Annotated in this window: 19 protein-coding genes; 12 read left to right on the top strand and 7 right to left on the bottom strand. The window is 67.5% G+C overall.

The features are described 5' to 3' along the window. Positions 1-140: 140 nt before the first annotated feature. From QZ951_RS07740 to QZ951_RS07695, 10 genes are all read left to right on the top strand, one after another. Positions 141-2231 carry a SpoIIE family protein phosphatase gene (locus QZ951_RS07740; RefSeq protein ID WP_292999964.1) on the top strand — a complete coding sequence of 697 codons (2091 nt, stop codon included), beginning with the start codon at positions 141-143 and terminating at the stop codon, positions 2229-2231. Beyond that, entirely contained in the window at positions 2228-2548 is a 321-nt protein-coding gene (locus tag QZ951_RS07735) for an STAS domain-containing protein (RefSeq protein WP_292999963.1), read from the top strand. The genes QZ951_RS07740 and QZ951_RS07735 overlap by 4 nt, the downstream gene beginning before the upstream one ends. A gap of 373 nt (positions 2549-2921) precedes the next feature. Further along, positions 2922-4487 (top strand): VWA domain-containing protein, encoded by a 1566-nt coding sequence (locus QZ951_RS07730; protein ID WP_292999962.1) that lies wholly within the window; start codon positions 2922-2924, stop codon positions 4485-4487. A 317-nt stretch (positions 4488-4804) separates the two neighbouring features. Further along, a complete protein-coding gene (locus QZ951_RS07725) occupies positions 4805-5347 on the top strand; it encodes an RNA polymerase sigma factor (RefSeq protein WP_292999961.1) in 543 nt (180 codons plus the stop codon). Beyond that, positions 5340-6812, top strand: a complete 1473-nt coding sequence (locus QZ951_RS07720) for a hypothetical protein (protein WP_292999960.1) — start codon at positions 5340-5342, stop codon at positions 6810-6812. Before QZ951_RS07725 ends, QZ951_RS07720 begins: the two co-directional genes overlap by 8 nt. A gap of 204 nt (positions 6813-7016) precedes the next feature. After that, positions 7017-8396, top strand: a complete 1380-nt coding sequence (locus QZ951_RS07715; RefSeq protein ID WP_292999959.1) for a TolC family outer membrane protein — start codon at positions 7017-7019, stop codon at positions 8394-8396. Positions 8397-8461: 65 nt separating this feature from the next. After that, positions 8462-10810: an HlyD family efflux transporter periplasmic adaptor subunit gene (locus QZ951_RS07710; protein WP_292999958.1), complete on the top strand. Its 2349-nt coding sequence runs from the start codon at positions 8462-8464 to the stop codon at positions 10808-10810. Next, positions 10798-12351 carry a hypothetical protein gene (locus QZ951_RS07705; RefSeq protein WP_292999957.1) on the top strand — a complete coding sequence of 518 codons (1554 nt, stop codon included), beginning with the start codon at positions 10798-10800 and terminating at the stop codon, positions 12349-12351. Before QZ951_RS07710 ends, QZ951_RS07705 begins: the two co-directional genes overlap by 13 nt. Positions 12352-12354: 3 nt before the next feature. After that, positions 12355-13257, top strand: a complete 903-nt coding sequence (locus QZ951_RS07700; RefSeq protein ID WP_292999956.1) for a sulfotransferase — start codon at positions 12355-12357, stop codon at positions 13255-13257. Between the two features lie 115 nt (positions 13258-13372). Beyond that, complete coding sequence (locus tag QZ951_RS07695; RefSeq protein WP_292999955.1) at positions 13373-14251, top strand: dienelactone hydrolase family protein; 879 nt, start codon at positions 13373-13375, stop codon at positions 14249-14251. A gap of 78 nt (positions 14252-14329) precedes the next feature. Here the strand turns inward: QZ951_RS07695 and QZ951_RS07690 are convergent, their stop codons facing one another. Together QZ951_RS07690 and QZ951_RS07685 are read right to left on the bottom strand one after the other, a co-directional pair. Beyond that, positions 14330-14662 carry a high-potential iron-sulfur protein gene (locus QZ951_RS07690; protein ID WP_292999954.1) on the bottom strand — a complete coding sequence of 111 codons (333 nt, stop codon included), beginning with the start codon at positions 14660-14662 and terminating at the stop codon, positions 14330-14332. A gap of 190 nt (positions 14663-14852) precedes the next feature. Next, a complete protein-coding gene (locus tag QZ951_RS07685) occupies positions 14853-15746 on the bottom strand; it encodes an alpha/beta hydrolase (protein ID WP_292999953.1) in 894 nt (297 codons plus the stop codon). 479 nt (positions 15747-16225) lie between these two features. Here QZ951_RS07685 and QZ951_RS07680 point away from each other — a divergent pair, with 479 nt between their 5' ends. Both QZ951_RS07680 and QZ951_RS07675 read left to right on the top strand, forming a co-directional pair. Continuing rightward, a complete protein-coding gene (locus tag QZ951_RS07680; RefSeq protein ID WP_292999952.1) occupies positions 16226-16612 on the top strand; it encodes a hypothetical protein in 387 nt (128 codons plus the stop codon). Between the two features lie 5 nt (positions 16613-16617). Then, entirely contained in the window at positions 16618-18237 is a 1620-nt protein-coding gene (locus QZ951_RS07675) for a PA domain-containing protein (protein WP_292999951.1), read from the top strand. Between the two features lie 114 nt (positions 18238-18351). Here QZ951_RS07675 and QZ951_RS07670 read toward each other — a convergent pair whose 3' ends face one another. The 5 genes from QZ951_RS07670 to QZ951_RS07650 all read right to left on the bottom strand — a co-directional run bounded on the left by QZ951_RS07670 (position 18352) and on the right by QZ951_RS07650 (position 26630). Further along, positions 18352-18771 carry a VOC family protein gene (locus QZ951_RS07670; protein WP_292999950.1) on the bottom strand — a complete coding sequence of 140 codons (420 nt, stop codon included), beginning with the start codon at positions 18769-18771 and terminating at the stop codon, positions 18352-18354. 5 nt (positions 18772-18776) lie between these two features. Then, the gene (locus tag QZ951_RS07665) at positions 18777-19058 is read right to left on the bottom strand and encodes an acyl carrier protein (RefSeq protein WP_292999949.1); all 282 of its coding nucleotides are present in this window, start codon (positions 19056-19058) and stop codon (positions 18777-18779) included. Positions 19059-19082: 24 nt separating this feature from the next. Continuing rightward, on the bottom strand, positions 19083-19856 hold the full coding sequence (locus tag QZ951_RS07660) for a CatB-related O-acetyltransferase (protein ID WP_292999948.1): 774 nt from the start codon (positions 19854-19856) through the stop codon (positions 19083-19085). A gap of 137 nt (positions 19857-19993) precedes the next feature. Continuing rightward, complete coding sequence (locus tag QZ951_RS07655) at positions 19994-21592, bottom strand: alkaline phosphatase family protein (RefSeq protein ID WP_292999947.1); 1599 nt, start codon at positions 21590-21592, stop codon at positions 19994-19996. 64 nt (positions 21593-21656) lie between these two features. Beyond that, positions 21657-26630 (bottom strand): type I polyketide synthase, encoded by a 4974-nt coding sequence (locus tag QZ951_RS07650; RefSeq protein ID WP_292999946.1) that lies wholly within the window; start codon positions 26628-26630, stop codon positions 21657-21659. Positions 26631-26750 lie beyond the last annotated feature (120 nt).

Here is a 26750-nt window from a genome sequence, read left to right as displayed (position 1 = left end):
CGGTAGCGGCGGCGCCACGACCTGTCGTCCGCCTTCGGACCGGCTGCACGCGTTCAAGTTCGCGCGACCTTGCCGATGCCTGCCCGACTTGGCGCTAATCTGGGCACCTGTCGCGTCATCGCCTGCCGATCGAGTCCGCCATGGCCGCTGCCCGCCCTGCTGTCGTGTCGAACACCGCCGCGTTGCGCCGCGACGAGGACTATCTCGACCTCGTCGCGAGCCTGATCGAGGAATTCGCCCACAGCGAAGACCTGCAGGCGTCGATGGATGCCGCCCTCGCGCGGATTGCCGAGGCACTCGATGCCGACGCCGCCGTGATGTTCCTGCTCGACGGCGATTTCGACGCCGACGGCACCCGGCTGATCTGCCGCAGCTGCGTCGGGCCGCTCGACGTGCTCGGTCTGGAATTGCCGGCGCAGGCCAGCGTTCCGGGCCGGGTGCTGAAGCACAACCAGGCCGAGCGTGTGGCCGACACCGCGATCGATCCCGATTTCGTCGCGCCGCAGACGCTCGGCATCGACTACGACATCCGCTCGCTGATCTGCGCGCCGCTCGGTCATCGCGACGAGCGCTACGGCGTCATCGAGATCCTGAATCCGCGCGAGCCGGCGCGGCGCTTCTCCGCACGGGACGAGGAAGCGCTGTCGGCGATGGCCGCCGCCGCCGGCTTCGCCATCCGCAACACGCGGCTGACGCAGGAACTGCTGGCTCAGAACCGCCTGCGGCAGGAACTGGAGCTGGCGGCTGCGGTGCAACGCAACCTGCTGCCGGCCGCGGCCGATCCGGAAGCGCCGGTGCAGGGGCTGAACCGCCCGGCGCGTGGCGTCTCGGGCGATTTCTTCGACGTGCTGCCGCTGCCGGACGGCCGCGTCGCATTCGCGCTGGCCGATGTTTCCGGCAAGGGCATGAATGCGGCGCTGATCATGGTCAAGGCGGCGACCCTGTTCCGCAGCATGGCCAAGCGCGTGCATGAACCGGGGCTGCTGCTGTCGCGGATCGAGGCCGAGCTGTGCGAGACAATGGCCTTCGGCATGTTCGTGACCATGGTGGTCGGCGTCCACGACCCGAAGACCCATGCCGTGCGAATCGCCAACGCCGGCCATCTGCCGCCATTGAAACGCGACGCCGACGGCCGGTTCGAGGAGTTTCCGGCGCTCGACCCGCCGCTCGGCATCCAGTGCCGGCTGGAGCGCAACCGCTACCGCGAGCAGACGTTCTCGATCGAAGGCGGCTGTCTGTATCTGTACACCGACGGCGTCAGCGAGGCGCGGGGTAGCGCCGGCGACATGCTCGGTGTCGACGGCCTGAAGGCGCTGATCGATGCGAACGCCTGCCAGCCGCCCGGTGCGCGGCTCGCGGCAATCGCTGGCGCGCTCGGTGACGATGTGCGCGACGATGTGACGCTGCTGGTGATCGAAGACAGTGTCGCGACGGCCGAACGTCAGGCCGCGCGGCTCAGGCCGCCGCGCAAGCGCCGCGACGCCGCGCAGCTGGTGGCGCAGAGCATTCCGGCCGAGGCCTCGCAATTGAAGGTCGTGCGCAGGCTGGTCGAGGCCGCGGCCCGCGAGGCCGGTGCCAGCGTCGAGTGGGCGCAGGACCTCGTTCTGGCGGTCGACGAGGCCTGCCAGAACATCATTCGTCATGGTTACGGCGCCACACGGCGCGATGCGGCAGCGCCCGAGGCTGGCGTTGGCGAGACGATCACGCAGGCGATCGGCGAGACCTTGGGACAGACGCTGGCCGCGCCGTTCGGGGCCTCGTTCAGCCGTTCGGTCGGCCGCTCGCTCGGCGGCACGATCGGCCAGACGCTGGGCCGGACCGTCGACGGGGTGCTCGATGGTGCGCTGGCACCGTTTGCCGGAAGCGCTGCCGGACGCCGGGCGACGGACGGTGACCGGATCGAGGTCTCGATCCGGCGCAACGGCGATGGTCTGGAAGTCGAACTGGTCGACTATGCGCCGTGCGTCAATCCGGACCGTTGTCAGGGCCGCGCACTGGACGACGTCAAGCCTGGCGGTCTCGGCACCTTTTTCATGCACGCGCTGACCGACCTCGTGCAGTTCCGCCCGCCGCCGACAGGGGCCGGCAACCGGCTGGTGCTGACCAAGAAACTGATCGGCGAGCCAGCACCGCCGCCGTCGCCGGTGCGGAAATCGCGGCGCGGTGCGGCATCATCCGCGCGGTTGACCCCGAACACGAAGGGGCACAAGAACAGGAGCGGGAAGGGATGAGTTTCAGGATCAGCGACAACGCCGGCACCTCCACCGTGTTCCTCAGCGGCGAGATCGATCTCGAACGCTCCCCGGCGGCGCGCAAGACCTTGCTCGACACGCTGGCGCGCAAGCAGGCGCTCGTGGTCGATCTCGGCGGCGTCACCTATATCGACTCGTCCGGCATCGCCAGCCTGGTCGAGGCCTACCAGAAGGCGCGGACCTCCAATCTCGGCTTCACGCTGGCCGAAGTCGGCCCGCCGGTGATGCGCGTGCTGAGCCTCGCGCGGCTGGACAAGGTGTTCCCGATCACGCCGGGTGCTTCCCATCCGGCGTAGGCCTACCAAAAGTTCTGAATCGTTTAACCCCGTTTTGCCGATCGCTCCGTTTACATCATCACCACCCACGGAGGTCGATATGAAAACCGGATTCCCGCGTTCCCGATTCCAGCACCTGGCGGCGGCAGCGTTCCTCGGCGCTGTTGCAGCGCTTGCGGCCTGTTCGACGCAGGCGCCAGCGCCGACACAATCGCCGCCGCCCGTTGCCGAGCCCGTTGCAGCGCCCGCCGCAGCGAATGCTGCCGACAGCGCGCTGGCGCAGCGGATGAAGCAAGCGCTGTCAGATGGTCTGTACCAGCAGCGGAATACCGAGCAAGAAGCGGCCATTGCGGCAGCGCCAGGCCCCTCCGCAGCGAAGCGTGCTGCCGCGCCCGTGTCCAGCGTCGCCGTGACCGGATCACGCGTGCCGGCGCTGGCACCGCCGCCGCCACCGCCGCCACCGGCCTATCCGTCGGCACCCGAGGAGCGCGAGCGCTACGAGGCTTTGAAGGCGAATCCGGTGTTCGTCGCGGCTGAAACGCCGGTGTCGACCTTCAGTATCGATGTTGATACCGGTGCCTATTCCAACGTCCGCCGCTTCCTGAACGAAGGGCGGCTGCCGCCGGCGGACGCGGTGCGGGTCGAGGAACTGATCAACTATTTCGACTACGCCTACGCGGGCCCGCAAGATCGCAAGACGCCGTTCGCGCTGCACACCGAGCTGGGCCCGAGCCCGTGGAACTCGAACACCGAACTGCTGGCGATCGGCATCCAGGGCTGGAAGCCGGCTGATGCCGCGATCCGGCCGTCGAACCTCGTGTTTCTGGTCGATGTATCCGGCTCGATGATGGACCCGAACAAGCTGCCGCTGGTCAAGGCTTCGCTGAAGCTGCTGGCGACCGAACTGACGGCGAAGGATCGCATCAGCCTCGTGGTCTACGCCGGCCGCACCGAGGTGGTGCTGGAGCCCACACCCGGCGATCAGACCGCAACCATCGTCGCGGCACTGGATCGCCTCGAAGCCGGCGGTTCGACCAACGGCGCCGGCGGCATCCAGCTGGCGTATGCGATGGCCGAGAAGGCCTTCATTCCGGGCGGCAACAATCGCGTGCTGCTGGCCACCGACGGCGACTTCAATGTCGGCATCAGCGACATCCGGCAGCTGAAGTCGCTGGTCGAGAACAAGCGCCGCAGCGGCGTCGCACTGTCGACGCTCGGCTACGGCGGCGGCAACTACAACGACGCGCTGATGGAGCAGATCGCCGACGTCGGCAACGGCCATTACAGCTACATCGACACGCTGAACGAAGCGCGCCGCGTGCTGGTCGACGAACGCGCATCGGCGCTCGAGACGATCGCGAAGGACGTCAAGATCCAGGTCGAGTTCAACCCGGCCGTGGTCGCCGAATACCGGCTAATCGGCTACGAAAATCGCGTGCTGAACCGCGAGGACTTCAACAACGATGCCATCGACGCCGGCGACATCGGTGCCGGCCACCGCGTGACCGCGCTGTACGAGATTGCCCGCGTCGGCAGCGACGGAGCCAAGGTCGATCCGCTGCGCTACGGCAACGACAAGGCGGCATCGTCGAAGCCGGCCGGCAAGGCATCGGAACTCGCGTTCCTGCGCCTGCGCTACAAGCATCCGGATGATGGCGAAGCGGCGAAGAGCAGGCTGATCGAACGCGTCATCGGCGCCGGTGACGCGGTGGCCGCGAATCAGACCTCGCCCGGCTTCAAGCTGGCGGCGGCCGTGGCCGCGTACGGCCAAATCCTCCGTGGCGGCGCGTATACCGATCGCTACGCGTTCCGCGACGCAGCCGCGCTGGCGCAGTCGGCACTTGCGGCCAGTGCCGACCAGGCCAGCGGTCGCACGGCGGAATTCATCGAACTGGCCAAGCTGGCGGGCGGCCTGCAGAGCCGTCAGGCTTCGAACACCGTGCGCGAAGGCGTGGATTGACGGGAAACCGGCGAGCCGTCGGCGGCAACGCCCCGGGACTGTCATCATTGACGGGGCTCGTTGCGGCGAAGGTCTTTTTCGCCCAGTGCGACTCGATCGGAGCGGCCAATGCTCTTGCCGTTGCCGCGACGAGCGCGGCAGCTATGAGCAAATCGATCCCGCCCCGAAAGGGTTGCGGCCAGAATGTCGCCGGACTTCGTCGCGAACCTTGACCATGGTCTGGCCATGGCCTGCGTTTCGCGCCTCGCCCGGCGGCTTTCCGACCTGCAACGCAGCGACCCACGCCATTGATGACAGGCCCTAGCGATGAACAGCTGATGCAACGCTATCAGGACGGCGATGCCGCGGCCTTCGAGCCGCTGTACCGGCGGCATCGCGATGCGGTCTATCGTTACCTACTACGCGGCGTGCAGCAGCCGGCGCTCGCCGGGGAGCTGTTTCAGGACGTCTGGACGGGCGTGGTCCGGGCGCGCGGCGACTGGCAGCCGCGTGCCCGCTTCGCGACCTGGCTGTACCGCATCGCCCACAACCGGCTGATCGATCACTGGCGCAGCACCACGCAAGGCAAGGAAGCGCTGCCGGACGAGGCCGACGACGATGGCAGGCCGCCACCGCCGGAACTGTGGGCACCGGCGCACGAACGGCCGGACCAGCGCCTGCTGCAACAGGAGCGGGCGGGGCGCCTGCAGCAGGCGCTCGCGGCACTGCCGCTGGTGCAGCGCGAGGCCTTCCTGCTGCACGAGGAAGGCGGGTTGACCCTCGACGAGATCGCCGAGCTGAGTCAGGTCGGCCGCGAGACGATCAAGAGCCGGCTGCGCTACGCGCTGGCCAAACTGCGGGAGGCCCTCGCCGATGTCTGAACCGACCGCGCCCCCATCGCCCGACCGGCCCACCGGTGCCGGCGACGATCGCCTGCTCGACGACTTCCTGGCTCGCCGCAGCGAGCTGTCGCGGCTGTATCGGGAATCCCCCGCGGAAGCGCCGGCCGCGCTCGATGCCGCGATCATCGCTGCAGCACGCGCCGCGGTGGCGCCGGCAACGGTTGCCTCGCGCGACACGGAAGCGCCGGGTCGTCGCGCGAATCGGCGCGCCGTCCGTCGCTGGACCGTTCCGCTGTCGCTCGCGGCTTCGCTCGTGCTTGGCGTCGGCGTCCTGCGTCAGGTGCAGCAGGACCCTGCCGCGCGGGCGGTGATCGCGGCCGACGCCGCCAAGGCCGAGTCGGCGAAGGCAGCGGCTGCCGACTTGCAACGCCATTTGCCGATGGCGGCGACCAATCCCGATGCCGGTCCGGGTGCGACCTTGCCGGTGGAGTCGATCCTCGAGCGCACAGCGGACGCGGAGTCGGCCCCGACTGCTGCGCCCGATACCCGCAAGTCCGCGATGCCGAAGCCGGCCGCGGAGGCGGCAACCGCACCGGCGCGATCCGATGCGCCGCCCGCGATCGCGCCGCCACCACCTGCGGCGCCGCCAGCACCGCCACCGCCATCGCCACCACCACCGCCATCGCCTGCGCCACCGCCGCCGGACGTTGCGCTGACGGCGCCGGCATCGCCGGTCGCGCCGGCGGCATCTGCACCGGTGGCCGAGGTCGGGGCCGGTGACAGTGACGCGTCGTCGCCGGCTGCGTCCGTGCGCAAGTTGCCACCGCTGGCGCGCCCCTCGGCGGAACCTGCCGAACGTCGCGTCGACGCGATCGACCGTTCGGCCGAGGTTGCCGCAGCGCTGGCGGCCAAGCGCCAGCGTGCCGACGCCGCGGCGAAGCAGGCGGCGGAAGCGGACCGGCACGATGCCGAATCGGCCCGGTCGCGTGCGGCATCGGTGGCGGCGGGTTCGGCCAACGACCATGTGACCGCGACCGGTTCGCGGATCGGCTGGCAGGCTGCGCGATACCGCGGCCTGAGTTTCGGATACGCGACCGAGGACGATGTGCTGCGGCGACTCGGCGAGCCGGCGCAGATCGCCGACGTGTCGTCAGACATCACCCTTCCGGACGGCCGGCGGGCGCACCGGTTGTTCGAATATTCCGGTGCTGCCGAGCCTCGCGGTCGTCTGCAGCTGTATTTCGACAAGACCAGCGCCGCGCTTGCCCACGGCCAGCTGGTGCTGTCGCCGCCGCTGACGCTGGCGGCCGTCGCCGTCAGCGAAGGCCTGCGTGGCGACGGCGTGGCCCGCGCGACCGACGCGCCAGCCTGTGGCAGCGAGCCCGCGCCGCCGTCGCCGCCGTTCTACCCGCAGGTTCGCGTGCATCGGGAGGCGGGTGTACAGCTGCTGCTGACCGCCCCCGACCAGGTGGTCGAGATTCGCTATTTCGACCACTGCCCGTAGCCGGGCATTGATCCGGATTCAGGGCATCCGCAGCCGGGATTGTCTCGACATTTCTTGAGAAATGGGGCGATCCGGCGCGATTCCTGCTTGAGTCATCCAACGGAAACAAACTATTTCCGCGCAGGCCAAGACGACGAGCCGTGGCTGGGTAATAATCCCCACGTGCAAAAGACCCGTCTGCAAAGGGTCAACCAGGGAGCCACCATGAGTCTGTTGCGTCCGCTGATCAGCGGCACGTTGTTGTTGTGCGCGGCATTGTCTTCGCAGCCGGCTGCGGCCGAAGACCTCATTGCCGTCTACACCCGCGCGCTCGACGGAAACCCGGAATACCAGTCGGCCGTGGCGGCCTACCAGCAGGCGCTTGAAGCGAAGCCGCAGGCGCTGGCCAAGCTGCTGCCGCAGATCGGCGTCAGCGGCGAGGCGGCCACCGCCAGCCAGACCCTGAGCGGCCGCTTCTTCGTCGGCTCGGCGTTCGCCGGCGGCGACGGCAGCGATGTCAATCGCACCGATTCGTTCAACAGCGTCGGCTATCAGGTCGGCCTGACTCAGGTGCTGTTCGACAAGGGCATCTACCTCGGGCTTGGCATCGCCGAACTGGAGATCAGCCGCGCGGGCCTGCTGACCTATGACGCACAGGATCAGTTGCGAATTTCGGTCGCCGAGGCCTATTTCGGTGCACTGGCGGCGGACGAGGAACTGCGCTTCGCCCGTGCCGAGAAGGACGCCATCGCCGCCGTGCTGACGCAGACGCAGGCCAAGGCCGCGACCGGTCTGGTCTCCGACGCCGAACTGAAGACCGCGCAGGCGCAGCTCGATCTGGCCAGTGCCGGGCTCATTGCGGCCGAGAACGGCGTTGCCGTCAGCCGCGCGCAGCTCGAACTGCTGACTGGCGGCCAGAAGTTCGGACCGCTGAAGCCGCTCGCGCCGACCTACCTGCCGGTGCCGCCGGAGCCGAACCGCATCGATGCCTGGATCGACCGGGCCGCGAACCAGAATCTTCAGGTCAAGGCGCAGAAGCTGGGGACGGAGCTGGCGAAGAAGAATGTCGACAAGGCCTACGCGCTGCGCTGGCCGAAGCTCAACGCGCTGGCGTCGTACAGCTACCAGTTCGCCGAAGGCGGCATCAGCAATGGCATCGGTGCCGAGAACAATCGCGCCCACGACGAGCGCGTGGGCCTGTCGCTGAAGATTCCGATCTTCACCGGCGGTGCCATCGATTCCGGCATCCGCGCGGCCCAGTCCGGCGTCACCCGCGCCGAGTACGACGAGTCGTCGAAGAAGGGCGAAGCACTGCGCAAGGTGCAGGTCGCGTTCCTGAATTCGAGCGCCGGCATTGCTCGAGTCGGCGCCCTGAAGCAGGCGGTGGAGTCGACGCGCGCGTCGGAAGAAGCGACGCGCGTCGGCTACGACGTCGGCACCCGGACCAACGGCGAACTGCTGCTGACCCTGCGCAGCCGCTACAAGGCCGAGCGCGACTACGCGACCGCCCGCTACGACACGATCCTGAACACGCTGCGTCTGCGCGCGGCGGCCGGCAGCCTGAACCACTCCGACCTGCTGGCGATCAACCGGCTGCTCGAGTGACTGCCGCGGCTGCGCGTTCCGCCGATTCTTTCGTTTCTTGACTGACCCGAATCCCGAGTTCCTCGATGGAAAGCTCCCGTCATCCGTTTCGCAAATTCATCTTCGGTTCGGCGGCGAAATCCGCCGACGGCCTGTACTACGCCCTGACCGGCGCCCGTCATGGCCGGCCGATCCGGCTTGATCCGGCGGAGTTCGAACTGGCACGGCTGATGGACGGCACGCGCGATGCCGCGGCCGTGCGCAAGGCCGCGCTGGAGTCGCTCGGCGTGGAACTCGGCGCGGCCGACCTCGAACGTTTCTGCAACGATCTGGCGACCGGCGACCTGCTCGCCGCCGGCAGCCAGGAGCCGCTGCCGGTGCCGGCGCAGACCGACGGCGAAGCGGCACTCGCCGGCTGGAAGGCCGGACCGAAGCCGGTCGGTGTCGGTGCCGAAACGCAGGCACCGTCGACCGTGCCCGGCTCGCTGACGGGCCCGGGTCTGCCGGGCTCGCTGACCGGGCTCTGGGGTGCGGCGCGCGGTGTCGTGGCGCCGCCGCGCGTGCCGCTGCCCGTTGGCTGGCTGTATCCGGTCGGCTTTCTGCTGAACCTGCCGCTGCTCGGCACGCTGACCCTGCTCGGCCTGGTGGCGCTGGTGATCGCCGCGGTCGTGGTGATGTGGACGCACCGGATCGAGATGGGCGTGGACCTGGTGCGACTGATCGAGCCGTGGCCGCTGGTGCTGACCCTGCTCGGCGGGACCTACCTGATCAACCTGCTGTCGGAAGGCGCACGGGCGACGATCATCCAGACGCTGACGCGCTCGAAGCCGGCGTTCGGCGTCCTGCTGGGCACGGCGCTGATTCCGCGCTTCCATACCGATACCGGTGGTGCGGCGGAAGCGGCGCCGCGTGACCAGCGGCTGCGGATCGTGGCGTCCGCGATGGTGGCGCAGTTGAGCCTGTTCGTGATCGCGGTGGTGCTGTGGCTGGTGTTCCAGCACAGCCAGTCGATCCTGCCGTCGCTGCTGGTGGCACTGGCGCTGCTGTGCAGCGCGTTCTTTTTCCTGCAGGCCAACCCGCTGACCAAGCGTGACGGCTACAACTGGCTGGTGCAGTGGTATCAGGCTTCGGACCTGCGCGAGCAGGCCCTGTACGCGATCTTCAGCCAGGACCGTCCGTGGAACGAGCTGAAGAAGCTGTCGCCGGGCGTGCTGCGCTTCTACGGCTTCCTGTGCGTGGCCTACACCTTCTGGCTGGTGATCTGGCTGGTGCTGTTCCCCGGTCGCTGGCTGCAGGGCGCGTTCGGCACCGTCGGCATCGTCATCGTCGCAGCACTGTTCGCGTGGTCGGTCTACACCACGGTGCGCAAGAGCACGGTCAGCCGCGGCTCGATCGGCGCCGGCAAGGTCAGCCTCGAGGCGCCGAAGAAGCTGGACTGGGCGATCATCGCGGTGCTGGTCGTGATTGCGCTGTTTCCGTACACCTACGAACCGAGCGGCGAGTTCACGGTGCTGCCGTCCGGCCGAGCCGATGTCCGGGCACTGACCTCGGGCGACGTCAAGGAAGTGTTCGTCAAGGAAGGCGATGTCGTGAAGGCCGGGCAGGTCGTGGCCCGCATCACCGACGACGAGGAACGCACCGCCGTGGCCACCAGCGAAGCGAACCTGGCCCGGCTGCGCGCCAATCTGGCAATTGCCAAGGCCGGCGCCAAGCCCGAGGAAATCGAGCAGGCCCGTCAGGAAGTGGCGACGGCCGAGAAGAAGCTGCAGTTCAGCCGGGTCGAGGCGGATCGCCTGAAGGCCGCGAACGCCAAGCGCGCGGTGTCGGATCAGGAATATCAGCGCGTGCTGTCGGTGGCCGAGCTCGATCAGCAGCGGCTGCTCGAAGCGCGCAAGCATCTGGCGCTGGTCAGCAGCCCGACGCGCACCGAGCAGGTGCAGGCGATCGAAGCCGACATCGTGCGCGAGCAGGTGCTGCTCGAACTGAAGCAGAAGACGGTCGAGAACGCGCAGATCAAGGCACCGATCGGTGGCCGCATCCTGTCCGGCACGCTGCGCTTCGCCGTGGGCGATTTCCTGCAGCGCGGCGAAAAGCTGGCGACGGTCGAGGACTCGACGCAGCTGCTGGTCGAAATCCGGATTCCGGAGACCGATGTCGGCGAGATCGAGGTCGGTGACAAGGCCTGGGCCAAGGCCTGGGCGTTCCCGAACGGCGGCTATGCCGGTGTCGTGCGCGAAATCGCGCCGAGCGCCGAGAAGAACGAATACGGCAAGGTCGTGCGTGTGGTCATGGCGATCGATCAGACCGATGGCAAGCTGCTGCCGGAGATGACCGGCTACGCCAAGGTGCAGGCCGAGCGTTATCCGCTGATCGTGGCCTACACGCGGCCGATCATCCGCTTCTTCCTGGTCGAGTTCTGGTCTTGGCTGCCGTAAGCGAGTCCGGGATCGAAGGCGGTCCGTTCGGGCCGGTGTCGCCGCTGCGGCGGCGTCCGCCGGCACCGCAGAACGGCCGTCTCGACGAAGCCGACTTCCGCCTGACCTGCGACAGCGGCTTCGGCGACGGCTGGAATTCGTATGCCCACAGCATGGCCTGGTTCGAAGGCCGGCTGTATGTCGGCACCACGCGCGCGACGATGCCGGGGATGAAGCTGCTGTTCCCGCCGCCGGACATCAAGCCGTGGCCGGTCGAATCGCCGGACGACATCTACGACATCGACCGCCGCGTGCAGGTCTGGCGCTACACGCCGGAAATCGACCGCTGGGATCTGGTCTACCGCGCGCCGGAAGTGCCGGGCCGCACGGTCAAGCGGCTGGTGCCGCGCTATGTCGGCATGCGTGGCATGACCGTGTTCCAGGGCCCGACCGACGCCAAGCCCTGCCTGTACATGTCGACCTGGGCGCCGGCGCAGGCGGAGCCGCCGGACATCCTGCGCAGCGAGGACGGCGTGGAGTACACGGTGGTCAAGCGACCGCCGTGGGATCCTTCGGTACGCTCGTTCCGCACGCTGCAGGTGTTCAAGGGCCGCGTCCATACCAGCCCGACCGGCTCCAACCGCGGCGGCAAGGCGCAGGAATGCGTCGGTTCGGAAGCGGTGATCTATTGCAGCGACGACCTGCAGACCGGCATCTGGCAGGCGTCGAATCCGGAAAGTTTCGGCAACCCGCGCAACCTCACCGTGTTCGAGATGGTCGAGTTCAACGACCATCTTTACGCCGGCACGGTGAATCCGTTCACCGGCTTCGAGCTGTGGAAGACCCGCGGCGACGGCGGCCCGCCGTACCAGTGGACGCGCGTGCTGCAGCGGGGCGCGTGGCGTGGCCCGTTCAACGAGGTCGTGGTCAGCCTGTGCGAGTTCAACGGCGCGCTGATCGTCGGCACCGGCATCGTCAACGGGGGCTACCACCGGGCGTTCAAGCTCGGGCCGGCCGCCGCCGAGATCCTGCGGGTCTACCCGGATGACAGCTGGGAGATCCTGGTCGGCCAGTCCAGGGTCACGCCGGATGGCCTGAAAGTGCCGCTGTCCGGCTATTCGGCCGGCTTCGACAACCTGTTCAACGGCTATGTCTGGCGCATGTGCGTGCACGGCGACTATCTCTATGCCGGCACCTTCTCGTGGGCCAATTCGCTGCCGTACCTGCCGGCCGACAAGTGGCCGGAAGACGTGCTGAAGATGATGAAGCACTGGGGGCTGGAACATCTGACCCGCAACTTCGGCGGCTTCGGCCTGTGGCGCACGCACGACGGCATCCGCTGGGATTGCGTCACCGCCTCCGGGTTCGGCAACAAGTACAACTGGGGCGTGCGCAATTTCGCGTCGACCGAGCACGGCCTGTTCGTGGCCTCCGCCAACCCGTTCGGGCCGCGCGTGGCCGTTCAGCAGGACGGCGAGTGGAAGTACGTCGACAACAACCGCGGTGGCTGCGAAGTCTTCCTCGGCGCGCCGCGTGCGGCGTCCGTTCCGCCGCGGAGCTGATCGATGCTGGCCACGCCGCTGTTGATCCTGGCGCCGCCGGGCGCCCATGCCGCCCGGCTGGCGGCGATGCTGGGCCAGCATCCGGCTGCGCAGGACCTGCCGGAGCTGAACCTGTTCCTCGCGCCGACCTTGGCCGGGCTGTCGGACATCAGCGCGCTGGCCGATGGCCGCACGGCCGAAGGCCTGCTGCGGGCCGTCGCCGCGGTCCACTTCGGTGCCCAGCGGGACGCGACCATCGTCGAAGCGCGGCGCTGGCTGGCGCGCCGGCCGGACTGGACCGGTGCGATGACGCTGGACGATTTCGCGCGCCGGTTGGCGCCGAATCTGCTGGTGGCCGCCGATACCAGCGTGGCGTGGCGGCCGGACATGCTCGACCGCCTGCTCGAGACCGTGCCCGACGTGCGCGTGCTGCACCTGACCGAGCATCCGCGCAGCTGGTGCCGCGACACTGCCGCCGCGCTGCACGACCGGCTGTTCATCGCGCCGGACTACAAGGATTACGAAGCCAATCCGCCGGCGCTCGATCCGCAGGTCGCGTGGTTCCGCGTCCACGGCAACATCGCGCGCGCGATGTCCGGGAGCTCGCCGTCGGAGTACCGGCTGCAACGCGTCGAAGCGTTGCTGGCGCGGCCGGAAGCAACGCTTGCATCGCTGTGCGATTGGCTCGGGCTGTCGAGCGGCGCAGCCGAGATCGATGCGATGCAGCAGCCGGAGCGCAGCATCTTCGCCGGCTTCGGCCCGAACGGCGCGGTCTACGGTGCCGACGAAGGCTGGCTGCGCGATCCGGCGTTCGCGCGTCGGCTGGCTTCCGGCGAGCGCCTCGAAGGACCGCTCGAATGGCGCCGCGACGGCAAGGTCTTCGCACCGGAACTGATCGCGCTGGCCAACATGCACGGCTATCACTGACGGCTGCCGGGCGTCTGCGCCCGCAATGTCGCCGCGCTGCTGGCGGCCGACCGCGACGCGGGACGGGCAGTGAGTAAGATGGCGCGTCCCGATGTCCGCCCCCATGGAGCCACACATGCACCCGGAAGCCCCCGATGCCGCCGCACAAGTTCTCGCCGATGCCTCGCGCCGGCGCTTTGTCGTGACCACGCTGGCCAGCGGCTTCGCGCTGTCGGTCCAGCCGATCGAAGCGCAGAGCCTGATCACCACCGGCACCGCCGGCATCACCGCCGGTGAAGTGAAGATTCCCGCCGCCGACGGTTTCATTCCGGCGTACCGCGCCCAGCCGAACAGCGGCGACAAGCTGCCGACGGTGCTCGTGGTGCAGGAAATCTTCGGCGTGCACGAGCACATCAAGGACGTCTGCCGGCGCTTCGCGCAGCTCGGCTATCTGGCGATTGCGCCGGAGCTCTACGCGCGGCAGGGCGATCCGACGCAGTACAAGGAAATCAAGGACCTGTTCGAGAACGTCGTGTCCAAGGTGCCGGATGCGCAGGTCATGGCCGACCTCGACGCGACCGCATCATGGGCCGCGGCGAACGGCGGTGATCCGGGCCGTCTCGCCGTCACCGGCTTCTGCTGGGGTGGCCGCATCACCTGGCTGTATGCCGCGCACAGCCCTCGCGTGAAGGCCGGCGCGGCCTGGTACGGCGCGCTGGTCCGGCCAGGCACGGCGCTGACGCCGAAACATCCGATCGATCTGGTCGACGAACTCAAGGCGCCGGTGCTCGGCCTGTACGGCGCGGCCGACAGCGGCATCCCGAACGACACGGTCGAGCAGATGCGGGCGAAGCTCGCCGCATCGAAGAACCCGGCCGCGAATGCGTCGGAAATCGTCCTGTATCCGGACACGCCGCACGGCTTCCACGCCGACTACCGGCCGAGCTACCGCGAGAAGCAGGCGAACGATGGCTGGGTGCGGCTGCAGGACTGGTTCACCCGCAACGGCGTCTGACGCGCGCTCGCCACGGCGAGACATGAAAAAGCCCCGGTGCGCGCGATGCGCACCGGGGCTTTCTGCCGCTGGCGGCGTTCAGGCCTTCGCTGCGTACGAGATGCACCAGCCCTTGGCGGACACGGCCTTGCCGGCAAAGATGCCGCAGGGACCGCTGGCGGCACCGGCAGCGCCCGAATACAGCGAGCACTTCGCACAGGCGCTGCCCGGCTTGAACGTCGGCGCGCTGGCCGCCGTCAGCTTCGAGGCATCCGGCACGTAGTTCAGCGATTTCGCAAGCGGATCATCGGCGGCCAGCGCCGGCAGGTCGGCCGCGACTGCACGGGTGGCGATCAGGCCGCTGGTGCCGGCCGCGGCGAGGGCGGCCAGCGACAGGAAACGACGACGGGACAGCGTGTTCGCATCACTCATCGACAGACTCCAAGGACAAGGGTTGCCGGAGAATAAGCCGATCCATTTTCCGATGACGAAACGAAACTGATTCCGATTTATACAAAAGTTTTACAAATGATCGCCGAGACGTTGACTGCATCGCAGCAATCCGGAATCGCGCGACGGCCGACGGATCGAACGGGAGCGCAGGGCGGTCCTCCGCTCGCGATCAGCTTTCGGCCGTGCCGCCGGGCAGAGGTGCGGCAGCGGTTTCTTCGGTGATTCCGAGAAACGGCTTCAGCCAGCCCATGACGATGGCGGCATCGCTGATCGGGAAGAAGTGCCCGCCTTTCGGCACGATCCGGAACTCATCCGCCGCGCGCAGCGCCGACAGCGCCCGGCAACTCGGCATGCAGCGCGACCATTCGCCGTAGATCCACAGGCAGGGCATCGGCAGCGCCGCGATCGCGGGGCCATCGATGCCGGGCAGCACCATTTCCGCCAGGGCGGTCGTGGAATCGATCAGTTCGAGATACTGCTTGGCCGTGCGCTGGGCGCCGCGTCCTTCGCCGAACGGCGTGAACACGTCCTTCAGTTCGGCACCGCCGCCGCCGGTGCGCCAGCGCGCCAGCACTTCGAGAAACAGCAGACCGACCTGCTGTTCCTGCTCCCAGTCGTGTCCGGACTTGTGCGCGACTTCGACCTCGAACGGCGACAGATACGGTGAGTCGCTGAGCCGCTGGCTGGGCTGCAGTGCATTGACCTTGGTATCGAGCACGGCCAGGCGGTTGACCCGTTCCGGATGGGCGCCGGCGAACTCGAGCGCGACACCGCCGCCGTAGCTGTGGCCGACGAGAGCACAGTCGGCAATGCCGAGATGATCGAGCAGGCCGAGGATGTCGTCGGCCGCGCGAATCGCTTCGTAACCGCTCGGCGGCATGCTGCTGTAGCCATGGCCGCGCAGATCGAACAGCGTGATCCGGAAGTGCTTGGCCAGCGGCATCGCGTACTGCAGGAACCAGAAGGCGCGGCTGGCTGCGAGCCCGTGGACCAGCACCAGATCAGGCCCTTCGCCGAGTTGCTGGTAGGCGATGGTGACACCGTTCAACTGCACTTCGGCCATGCGTTCTGCGGGTTCCGGTTGGCGTGGATCGACGAGCGCAAAGGATATGTCGCCCGGCACTGATCTGAAGATGTAGTCGTCGCTGCGGCGAGGACATCGACCGCCGGCATTAACATCCGGTGCGCTGTCGTTCTCCCAGCATGCCGCTCCCGTATTGCCAGAGCTTGACATGGGATTGACATTGGCGACGACGTATCGCCCTGCGTCGCGCCGAATCTCCGGAAAGCCGACGAAAAGCAGGCTCGGGGGGCGACATGCGGCAACGATAATGCAATATTCATAGCGTCTTCAATTTCCATGCCGCACGTTCGTTTCTGACTCTGCCGCCAGTCGAATTCAAGCGCTCGCCGCGGTTCCAGCGGGTGCTGACGCCGACTGGAAAGGCGCACCGGATCGAACGGCAAACGGCATCGCTGTGCCGTGATTTCGTTGTTCTCGTGCGCTGTATTGCTCAATACATTCGACTCAGGGAGATACTCATGAAATTTGCGTCATCGACAACCTTGATGGTCATCGGGCTGGCGAGTGCACTCGCCGCGCCGATGGTGCAGGCCGAAGCGCCTGCCGACACGGCAGCGCCGGTCGCCTCCGACGGCCTGCGTGTGGTGCGCGATGCGGTCACCGGCGCGCTGCGTGCGCCGACCGCCGCAGAACTGGCGACGATGTCCGCCGCCGAGCGCACGGCGCCGTCCGCCGCGCTGGTCGTGCGCACTGCGCCGAACGGCATGAAGTCGGCCCGGCTGACCGAGGAATACATGGTCCAGCTCAACGCCAGCCATCAGGGCGACGGCAAGCTCGCGGTCAGCCATTCCGAAGGCGGGCTGGAACAGCCGGCCGCCCCTGCCGCTGCCCTGCCGACGGAGTGAGCGCCATGATCCGGAAACTTGCGATCGCCGCCCTCGGCGCGGCGCTGCTGGCCACTGCCCCGGTGCATGCGGCCCAGCTGATTCTCAACAACACCGACGCGCCAGGCATCGGCTTCAACGACCCGACCCCGGCGGCACCGGTCGGCGGCAATGTCGGCACCACGCTCGGCGAGCAGCGTCTGATCGCGTATCGCCGCGCGCTGGAACTGTGGGGCAGCGTGCTCCGGAGCGATGTGCCGATCATCGTGCGCGGCTCGTTCGCGCGCCTGAACTGCACCGCGACCGGCGGCACGCTGGCTTCGGCCGGCGCGCTGTCGATCTTCAGCGACTTCCCGAACGCACCGCGTGCCGGCCGCTGGTACGGCTCCGCCGTCGCCAACTCGATTGCCGGCGTCGACCTCGACCCGGAAGGCGATGATATTCAGGCGAACTTCAACGGCGCGGTCGGCCAGGCGGACTGCATTGCCGGGCCCGGTTTCTACTACGGCCTCGACAACAACCCGCCGCCCGGCGCGATCGACTTCCTCAACACGTTCATGCACGAAGTGGCGCACGGTCTGGGCTTCCAGAACTTCGCCAACGAAGCCACCGGCGCACTGCCGGCTGGGCAGGCCGACATCTACATGGCCTTTACCCGCGACCTGAATATCGACCTGCAGTGGGATCAGCTGAACGCACAGCAGATCATCGCGTCGGCGATCTCGAACGGTCGTGTGGTCTGGAGCGGCCCGAACGTCACCGCCAACGCCCGTCGCGTGCTCGGCGCCTATGAAGGCGTGCGCCTGACCGGCACGGTCAATCGCGAAATCGTGTTCGGCACGGCCAGCTTCGGTGCGGCGCCGTCCGCCGCCACGCTCAACGGCGCGATCGTGCCGGGCATCGATGGTGGCGGTCCGAGCATCGATGACGGCTGCGAGCCGTTCACCAATGCCGCCGCCGTGGCGGGTCGTGTGGCGCTGGTCAATCGCGGCACCTGCGGCTTTGCGGTGAAGGCGCTGAATGCGCAGAACGCGGGCGCCCGTGCCGTGATCATCGCCAACAACGTGGCCGGTGCCGGTGCCATCGGGCTCGGCGGCACCGATCCGGCGGTGACGGTCGCCACGATCGGCATCTCGCTCGAAGATGGTGCGGCGATCCGTGCGGCGACGCCGGGCGTCAACGTCGAGTACTTCACCGATCAGAATCGTCGTGCCGGTGCCGAAGAAGGCTTCGTCCGCGTCTTCGCGCCGACCGTGGTCGCGCTCGGTTCGTCGATCTCGCACTTCGACACCACGGCTGCGCCGAATCTGCTGATGGAGCCGGCGATCACCAGCACGCTGCGTGCTTCGCAGACGCTCGATCTGACGCCGTCGCTGATGCAGGACATCGGCTGGCAGCTCGAGAACGTCACGCTGGGCCGTTGCGAGACGCAGGTGCCCGGCGCTCTGGCGGACGGCACGCTGGTGCTGCCGGCCGTGCAGCAGTGCGTGGCGGCCAATGTCGGCCGTCCGCTCGGCTACAGCGCCTGCATCACCCAGGTGGGCCGCGGCTATGAAGCGGCCGGGCTGATCACGACCCGTCAGCGGATCTCGTTCGGCGCCTGCGGTCTGTCCGACGCACTGCGGAGCTTCTCGCCGCGCCCGTAAGCCGGTTAGTCGATCGGGCGACGCCACGTCGCCCGATCGACCGCCGGTCTGCATGAAAAAGCCCGGGGACTCAGGTCCTCGGGCTTTTTCGTTGCGGCGGAAAGGCTGGCGAAGTCAGGATGCGGCGCGGCGTTCCAGCAGATCCCACTTGTTGCCGCACAGATCGAGAAAGACCGCCACCGTTCCGTAGGCCTCGTGGCGCGGCGCTTCGAGGAAGCGCACGCCCGCAGCAACCATGCGCGCGTGGTCCCGGGCAAAATCGTCGGTGTTCAGGAACAGGAACACGCGGTCGCCGGCTTGCCGGCCGATCGCGGCCCGCTGTTCGTCCGTGGTGGCACGCGCCAACAGCAGACCGCTTTCGGCGTCTGCGGACGCCGCCACCAACACCCACCGCTTGCCGCCCCCGAGATCGGTATCGGCGATCCGATGGAAGCCGAGCGCGGTGGTGAACCAGTCGATTGCCTCGTCGTAGTCGCGCACCAGCAAGGTCAGCGCGCCGAGGCTGCGCCGCGCATCGCTGCCAGCGGCGGCCATCGACGTCAGACGAACGCGATCAGGAAGTCTGCGATACCGCCGATGGTGAGGTCGTCGACATAGCGGCCATCCTTCATCAGCAGCTTGTCGAACGGCACCTTCTTCTTCGAGATGTCCTCCTCGATCGCGACGACGAGCTGGATGATGTCGATCGACTCGAAGCCGAGATCGCCGAGCAGCCGCGTTTCGGCATTCATGCGGCCTTCGAATTCATGATCCCAGTCCTGGGTGAAATCTTCGAGCAGGACAATCAGTTGCTGGATGTAGGTGTCGCGAGTCGTGGTCATGAGGTCGGGTAGGGTGCAGCCGTTTCAGTAGAGGCTTTCCGGCAACTGCTGCGCGGCAAAGGTCTTGCCTTCGCGCACCAGCCGCCAGGTTTGCGGGCTCAGCGTCGCCAGTGCGCCATCGGCCTGCAGGGCTTCGAGGCGATCCAGCGTCGATTCGATGTTCGAGAAATCCAGCGTCTTCTTGTGGGGCGCCAGATCGTATTGCCACCATTGCAGCTTCAGCAGGCGCTCGATGATGGGCTCCGGGAAGCGCAGCTTCAGCACCCGTGCCGGCATGCCGACGACGATCGCGTACGGTGGCACGTCGCGCGTGACCACGGCATGGGCCGCAATGATCGCGCCATGGCCCACCGACACGCCGCGCTTGACGAAGGCGCCGACGCCAACCCAGACATCGTGGCCGATGCGCGTGTGCGGCTCGGTCAGCGGCATCAGCGGCTGGCCGCTCGCCGATGGCTGGCCATCCGGCGCGAGCCGCGCGAATTCCGGAACCTGGTAGAACCCCGGCACATGCTCCGGCCGCGAGAATGCGAACGGGTGGGTCGACAGCCAGCTCACCGGATGCTCGGGCGGCCCCAGCACCGCGTCCTCGCCGATCGAGCAGAAGCGCCCGATGTGGCAACGGTAGATGGCGGTCGAGCCATGGCCGTTGATGTAGGTGTGCGCGCCGAGCGACGAATCCTTGATCCGCCGGGGATCGAACGCCATGGCGGGCCGCTCGAACTCCAGCGTGCCCTGTATCGACTTGCCGACGGTCAGCGTGATGCCGCTGAGCCCCAGTCCGGGCAGCGCCGCCACGTCAACTCCGGTTAACGGTTCCATCCTGTTCCTTGCTCGTGATGCGCCGGTTCTGTCCGGTCTCATGACCGGTCCGGCATCAGACGCGAGTCTGACACCGAACCGGGGAATTCCGCAGCCTCGTTGTTGCCCCAGCCTTATTCCATGTAGCCGAGCATCTGCAGCTGCTCGATGATCTGGCGCTTTTCCTCGTCATCCATGTCTTCGGACTTGGCCTTCTCGCCACCGCCGACGGTCGCGCGGCCGATCTTGACCGGATGTTCGGCCAGCCAGTTCTCGGTGAAGAACGGCTCGGCGGCCTTGCCTTCGAAATCGCTCGGCACCGGCAGGCCGAGGCTGTACAGCAGGGTCGGGCAGACATCGCGGATGTCGAGACGATCGACCAGGCCATTGGCCGCAATGCCCTTGCCGTAGGCCATGAAGATGCCGTCCGGATGATGCGTGCCGGCCGGGTTCGGGCGCTTGACCACTGCCGGCTTGATGTTGCGGATCGACACGAAACCGTTGTCGCGCAGCACCAGGGTCAGGTCGCAGGCGCGTTCCATGTGCTGGCCCGGGAACCATTCCTCGCGCTTGAGCACGTCGACGATCACCGGCTCGCCGTCGTCGTTCTTCAGCGTCTTCAGATCGGCGATGAGCTTGTCGCGGAACGGGATGTAGTCCTTCGGATCGATGCCCGGCTCGCCCGGCTTGGTCGACTGACGGATGTGGATGCCGTTCGACGACGGCGTCCGGCAGTACGCCGTGGTCTGCGACCAGTCGAGGTTCGCGAAGTCGCTGGCTTCGCGGCGCAGCGCCTGTTCGCTGCCGTCGTTGACGGCCCACTTCAGGTAGCCGAGATCCTCGAGGAAGCTGTTGATGCGCAACACTTCGACGGTGGCGGTGAAGCCATGGTCGGAGGCGAAGAACACCTGGCATTCCGGACCGGCCATCGTCACCAGCTTCTCGATGTAGCGGTCGACGTTCGCGAAGTACTCGCGGCAGACGCCGCGCATGCGGTTGTAGAACTCGCTGCGCTCGGCCGGGACCAGGTTCGGATCGACGAACTGCCAGGCCTGATGCTGGATCTTGTCGGTGCCGTCGAACATCACCGCCATCAGGTCCGGTGCGTCGTTCTGCAGGATGTATTCGGCGATGTTGAACCACTGCTCCTCGCGCGGCAGGTGATAGCGCACCCACTGCTCCATGTCGTTGTCGTTCAGCACTTCGAGCGCCTGCTTCTCGTTGTCGAAGTCCCAGGCCAGTTCCTTGGCGTCGAAACCCGGAATCGCTTCCTTCAGGCGCTCGAACAGGCCCGGCGTGGAATTGCGGCGCAGATGCTTGGCCGGAATGAAGCCCGGCACGATCGAGCCGTTGACGTCCTTCGGCGGCGGCGCGGTCAGCGGGAAGTTCAGCGCGGCGATCGACTTGCCCTGACGGCTGGCGATCGACCAGATCATTTCCGAGTCGACGTCGCGCGAGTCGTACAGGGTCCAGTAGACCTCGCCGCCCTTGTCTTCGGCACGGATGAAGTCGAACACGCCGTGCTGGCCCGGGCCGCGGCCGGTCATGATCGACGTCCAGGCCGGCGGGGTCAGCGGGTTCGGCGTCGAACGCAGGTTCGCGCGCGAGCCCTTGGCCATCAGGCCGGCCAGGAAGGGCATGGTCACGCCTTCGCCCGGAAGGTCGCGGGTCATCTCATTGAGAACGGTGAACGTGCAGCCGTCCATACCGATAAAAAGGGTCTTGGTGGTCATCCGATGGCTCCGCTCAGGTTCTGTTCAACGGTGAAGAAAGTAGTGTTGCAGGATTCGATTTCGATCACGCCGTGGCCGCCAGCGCTGCGACACTGGCATCGCCCGGTGCCCGGCAGACGGCGAACACTTCGCTGTCGCCGATCTGCAGCTCAACCCGGTAATCGATGCCGCCGTGATGCACCACGGCCGATGCCGGGGCAGCACCGCGACGTTCAAGCACGGCATCCGTGATCCGCCAGTCCTGCGGGCGGGCTTCGAGTCCGGTGCCGGCAGCCTTGCCGGCCGCTTCCTTGGCGCACCACAGGGCCACTGCAGCGCGCTTCTGCTGCGCCTGCGGCAGCGCGCGCAGGAAGGCTGCGGTTTCGGCTTCCGAGAACGCGCCCGCGATCAGATCGGCCGCGTCGACCCGGTCCAGGTGCTGATAGTCGGCGCCGAGTCGCGAGCCGCCTGCGGCGCAGATGCCGACCGCCCAGCGGCGGCTGTGGCTGATCGAGATCGCCGGCAGCGGCACGCTCGGCGGCAGGCCGTCCGCCCGGACCACGATCGGCTCGCCGCGCGTGCCGGTCATGATCACGACGTCGGCCGGCGCCAGCTTGATGCCATGTGTCGCCAGCGCCCAGCTGCGAACGGCATCCTTCGCCGCCACACGGCCGATCAGCCAATCCTCGCGGCGCGGTCCGGTCGTCGGCAGCTCGCGGTAGAACACGCGCCGCTCTTCGGCCGACAGCACCAGGTTCGCCAGCATCCGCTTCCAGACGCCCCAGCCCTGGTCCATGAAGCCTTCCTCGAACGGCTGCAGCCTTCGCAGGAACTGGCCTCGGGCCGCCATCGCGTCCGGCAGCCAGTCTTCCGACATGAAACGCACCTGCGGATCGAGGCGGAAGTCGTACAGGTGCTGCGGCACCGAGAACTTGCGGTCGTCCCAGTTCGCGGCGCGGAACAGCAGGCGACCGGAGTCGTCGAACAGATCGAAGTGGGCTTCGATGCGCAGTTCGTCGCTCATCCGCACGTCGCCCCGGCAGATCATCCTCGTGCCGGGCGGCGGCGGCGGTCCGTACTGCGTGTAATGGCCGAGGTGATACGGGAAGCAGTTGAAGCCCCAGGTGTGCTTCTCGGTCAGCCAGTACCCGGCGAGCTGGCCGGCGGCGTCGAGCAGCGCGGAGTCGATCCGGAACTTCGGCGTCGTGGTGAAGCTGAAGTAGTCGTGCGTCGGGATCGTGATCATGTCGGCCTCGATCGCTTCGTCGGCCCAGCGACGGATCGAGGTGACGCCCTGCAGGCGCGGCCCGTGGAACATGCCGTGGCTGTACAGCTCGCCATCCGGATTGTTGCGGGCCGGGAAGTCCTGCGTCGCGGTCCACGGCCTCACGGCCGGCGGCTGCGGGTACTTCTCGGCCAGCAGCACCTGGCCTTCGAACACCAGCACGCCGGTTTTCGGACCCGCCTCGGTGGTCTGGAACAGGCGCACCGATACCCGCTGGAAGTCCGGCTGGGTCGACGGCAGCTTCTCGGCGACGATCCGCAGCGGCAACCGGCCATCGTCGAGCCCGAGCCAGCGGTGGCCGCGCGAGCTGTCGACGCCGATCACCTTGAGCTGGTTGCCGGTCAGCAGGCACGCCGCTTCCGCAAGGATCTCCATGCTGAAGGTGAACGGGATCACCGTCAGCGGCAGCAGATGCGGCTGGCGGTCGGTCGGACGCGAGCCGATCGCATGATCCTGCAGGAACAGGTCGAGATCCGAATCGTAGGTGCGCTCGCAGACGAGCTTCGATGCGCTTTGCTCGATGACGCGACCGAGCAGCGGGAAGTGATGCGGGTTCGGCTGATTGCTGTCGATCAGCGGCAGCACCGGCACGGCCGTCGCGGCCGGCGCTGCGATCGGCATCTCGCCGGGCACCAGCGCCGGCGGCGGCGCAAAGCCACCGAGCACGCGCGACTGACTGTCGAGGAATTCCTGCATCAACGCGAAATGCGACTTCAGCGCATCCAGGCGCGGGTCGCTGGCCGGTGCGGCAACCACCGGTTCGACCCGGCGCGGAGCGCCACGGTCGATCGACACGACATTCGGATGCGGATCGCGCTCGACCGGGGCCGGCGCCGCCGCGTTCGCGGCCACGGCCGGCAGCGCCTGCGGCATCGGCTTGAAGCCTTCCGGCAGATGCACCAGCGGCATCTGCAGCTTGAGACGCGGCTTGGCCTTTGGCGCCGCCAGCGGCGGTGCCGCGAGGTTCAGCGCCGGGATGTCGCGATGCACGAACAGTGCTTCCGGCTTGAACGGCACGCCCAGCGCGAACAACTGCGCCAGCGTCTGGTGCAGGTGGGTGATGCCGGACTTGCGACGACTGTTGGTGCTGAGCGACACGACATCGTCGCGGTCGCGCAGCGTATCGCCGATGAACGACGTCAGATTGCCGCTCGGGCCGATCTCGATGAACACGCGGACCCCATCGGCATACAGCTTCTCGATGGTTTCGGTGAAGCGCACCGGGTTCTCCCACTGGGCGCAGGCGAGTTCGCGGATGTCGTCGGCGTTTTCGGGGAACGGTCCGACACTGCGCGCGCTGTACAGCAGGCTGCGGCCCGGCCCGAATTCGAGTGTCTGGTAATACGCCCGATAGGCGTCAGCCACCGGATGGAACAACGAAGTGTGGTAAGCACGGCCAAACGGCAGCTCTGCGCAGATCGCGCCATCGGCCGACAGCTGTTCCTTCAGTTCCGCAATGTCGAAGCGCGAGCCGAACAGCACCAGCTGGTTCGGGCAGTTGTCCATTGCGACCTTGACTGCGCTGTCCGGCGCGCTGTGCCGGCTCAGCAGCTGCGCGCGGACGTCGGCCTTCAATGCGCCGATGGTCAGCAGGCTGCCTTCGACGATGCGGCCTTCGCGGTCGAGCTCGCGATAGATGTGGTTCAGATCGCGGACGGTATCGGCAATCTCTTCGCGCTTCTCGTAGCGGCGCACGCCGCTCGCGGTGATCGCGGTGTTCTCGCCGGTGGAATGCCCGAGCATCGTGTCCGGCCGGAAACCGAGTTCGTCGAGCAGCGTGAACATGCCGATGCTCGCCGCGAACACGGTTTCGGCCGCGACATCCATTTCGAACAGATCGGATTCGAGCTTGTCGCGCGTGCTGCCACTGATCGCGGTCGGCGCCGGAAACACCACCGGCGCGCGCAGCGGGCTGCTGCGTCGGACGGCAGTTTCCTCGATGAAATCGAACCATTCCCGAACCTGCGGAAAGTTCAGACTCAGGTCCGCCAGCATGTTCGAGTACTGCGCGCCTTCTCCCGGAAACACGAAGCAGGACCGGCCCGGCGCCGGACCGCGACCGTAATGCACGCCCGCACGGATCTTGAACGGCGAGACTTCCGGCCGGTTCAGCTTGGTGATTGCCTGTTCGAGCTTGGCGACGAGATCGACGACATCGCTGGCGACGATCGCGAGTCGGTGCTCGCCGACGGCAGCGCTGCTGCTGGCCCGCGCCAGCATCGCCAGACTCGGCTTCGAGGGGCCGCGCGCATGCGCGAGCAGTTGCTGCGCCAAGGTCACCAGATCACCGGTGGAGCCGGCGGCCAGCGTCAGCAGTTCGGAGTGGCCCGGGGCATGCAGCAGCCCGGTCGCGCCGCGCCGCGCGATGCCGTCAGCGACATGCTTCGGCCGGTATTCCTCGAGGATCACGTGGGCGTTGATGCCACCGAAGCCGAAGGCGTTGACGCCGGCGCGACGCGGATACGGCCCGCCGTGGATCCACGGCCGTGCCTCGTTGTTGATGTAGAACGGCGTCTTCTCCATCTGCAGGTCGGGATCGACCTCGTTGCAGATCATCGGCGGCAGCACCTTGTGGTGCAGCGCCAGCGCGGTCTTGATGATCGAGGCACTGCCGGCCGCCGGCAGGCAGTGCGAGATCATCGACTTGACCGAGCCCAGCGCGATCGTCGGCAGATCGCCGGTGCGCGGGCCGAAGCACGCGGTGAGCGACTCGATCTCGGTGCGATCGCCAACCCGCGTGCCGGTGCCGTGCGCCTCGATCAGGCCGATGGTAGTCGGATCGATGCCGCTGGATTCGTAGGCGCGCTTCAGCGCCAGGATTTCGCCTTCGAGGCGTGGCGTCAGCAAGCCCTTGGCCTTGCCGTCGCTGGCCGAGCCGATGCCCTTGATCACGGCGTAGATGCGGTCGCCGTCGGCTTCGGCGAGTTCGAGCTTCTTCAGCACGAGCACGCCGACACCTTCGCCGAGCAGGGTGCCGTCGGAGCCTTTCTCGAACGGCCGAAGCTGGCCTTTCGACAAGGCGCCGAGCTGGCAGAACTGCATGTACAGCTGCGGCGGGCACTGGGCCTGGACGCCGCCGGTGATCATCATGTCGCAGCGGCCGGACATGATCTCTCGCGCAGCCAGCTCGATCGCGATCAGGCTCGAGGCGCAGGCCGCGTCGACGATGTAGTTCGGCCCCATCAGGTCCAGCCGGTTCGCGATCAGGCCGGCGATCACGTTCGGCGTCAGCAGGCCGACCATTTCCGCGTTGTACGGCGGCAACTGCTTCTTGAACGCGGCCTTCAGGCTGGCGAGTTCGGCTTCGGTCAGATCGGGACGCAGTCCGCGGATCAGTTCCATTGTCTGATCCATGATCATGCCGTGCTGCACCATGGTCAGGATGCCGCGATTGGCATAGGTGCCGCGGCCGAGCACGATGCCGATGCGCTCGCGATTGAAGGCCTTCTTCAGGTAACCCGAATCGGCCAGGGCATCGCGGGCAAAGCGCAGCGCCAGCATGTGGTCCGGTTCGCCGCCGTCGAGCGTGTTCGGCATCACGCCGAGTTCGCTCAGATCGATTTCGGCCATGTCGCGCAGGAAGCCGCCGCGCGTGGTGTAGATGCGATCGTTGGTATTCGCAGTCGGATCGACGTACGGGCCAGCCCATTCCGGACCGGCCTCGTCGACGGCATCGACCTTGTTCAGGATGTTCTGCCAGAACGTCGCGGCATCGCGTGCGCCGGCGTAGGCACCCGCCATGCCGATGATGGCGATATTCATGCGCTGGTTCATCGGATGCGCTCGATGGTTCGTTCGATGGCCGCGCCGGACCGTCCCGTTGCCGATACCGGCGCCGGCATCGGCGCCAGTTCAGGCGCTGGCGAGGGCGCGGTTCGTGACTCGCAGTCGCTG

Origin of the sequence: Nevskia sp., assembly GCF_021732705.1 — a bacterium.
Lineage (GTDB): Bacteria > Pseudomonadota > Gammaproteobacteria > Nevskiales > Nevskiaceae > Nevskia.
The sequence above is the reverse complement of the archived record's forward strand: the minus strand, read 5'-3'. Positions and strand labels throughout refer to the sequence as shown.

Excerpts from the sequence above, each read along its gene's own strand:
- QZ951_RS07740 (WP_292999964.1), top strand. The coding sequence starts at position 141 with ATGGCCGCTGCCCGCCCTGCTGTCGTGTCGAACACCGCCGCGTTGCGC.
- QZ951_RS07735 (WP_292999963.1), top strand. The coding sequence starts at position 2,228 with ATGAGTTTCAGGATCAGCGACAACGCCGGCACCTCCACCGTGTTCCTC.
- QZ951_RS07725 (WP_292999961.1), top strand. The coding sequence starts at position 4,805 with ATGCAACGCTATCAGGACGGCGATGCCGCGGCCTTCGAGCCGCTGTAC.
- QZ951_RS07720 (WP_292999960.1), top strand. The coding sequence starts at position 5,340 with ATGTCTGAACCGACCGCGCCCCCATCGCCCGACCGGCCCACCGGTGCC.
- QZ951_RS07715 (WP_292999959.1), top strand. The coding sequence starts at position 7,017 with ATGAGTCTGTTGCGTCCGCTGATCAGCGGCACGTTGTTGTTGTGCGCG.
- QZ951_RS07710 (WP_292999958.1), top strand. The coding sequence starts at position 8,462 with ATGGAAAGCTCCCGTCATCCGTTTCGCAAATTCATCTTCGGTTCGGCG.
- QZ951_RS07700 (WP_292999956.1), top strand. The coding sequence starts at position 12,355 with ATGCTGGCCACGCCGCTGTTGATCCTGGCGCCGCCGGGCGCCCATGCC.
- QZ951_RS07695 (WP_292999955.1), top strand. The coding sequence starts at position 13,373 with ATGCACCCGGAAGCCCCCGATGCCGCCGCACAAGTTCTCGCCGATGCC.
- QZ951_RS07690 (WP_292999954.1), bottom strand. The coding sequence starts at position 14,662 with ATGAGTGATGCGAACACGCTGTCCCGTCGTCGTTTCCTGTCGCTGGCC.
- QZ951_RS07685 (WP_292999953.1), bottom strand. The coding sequence starts at position 15,746 with ATGGCCGAAGTGCAGTTGAACGGTGTCACCATCGCCTACCAGCAACTC.
- QZ951_RS07680 (WP_292999952.1), top strand. The coding sequence starts at position 16,226 with ATGAAATTTGCGTCATCGACAACCTTGATGGTCATCGGGCTGGCGAGT.
- QZ951_RS07675 (WP_292999951.1), top strand. The coding sequence starts at position 16,618 with ATGATCCGGAAACTTGCGATCGCCGCCCTCGGCGCGGCGCTGCTGGCC.
- QZ951_RS07670 (WP_292999950.1), bottom strand. The coding sequence starts at position 18,771 with ATGGCCGCCGCTGGCAGCGATGCGCGGCGCAGCCTCGGCGCGCTGACC.
- QZ951_RS07665 (WP_292999949.1), bottom strand. The coding sequence starts at position 19,058 with ATGACCACGACTCGCGACACCTACATCCAGCAACTGATTGTCCTGCTC.
- QZ951_RS07655 (WP_292999947.1), bottom strand. The coding sequence starts at position 21,592 with ATGACCACCAAGACCCTTTTTATCGGTATGGACGGCTGCACGTTCACC.
- QZ951_RS07650 (WP_292999946.1), bottom strand. The coding sequence starts at position 26,630 with ATGAACCAGCGCATGAATATCGCCATCATCGGCATGGCGGGTGCCTAC.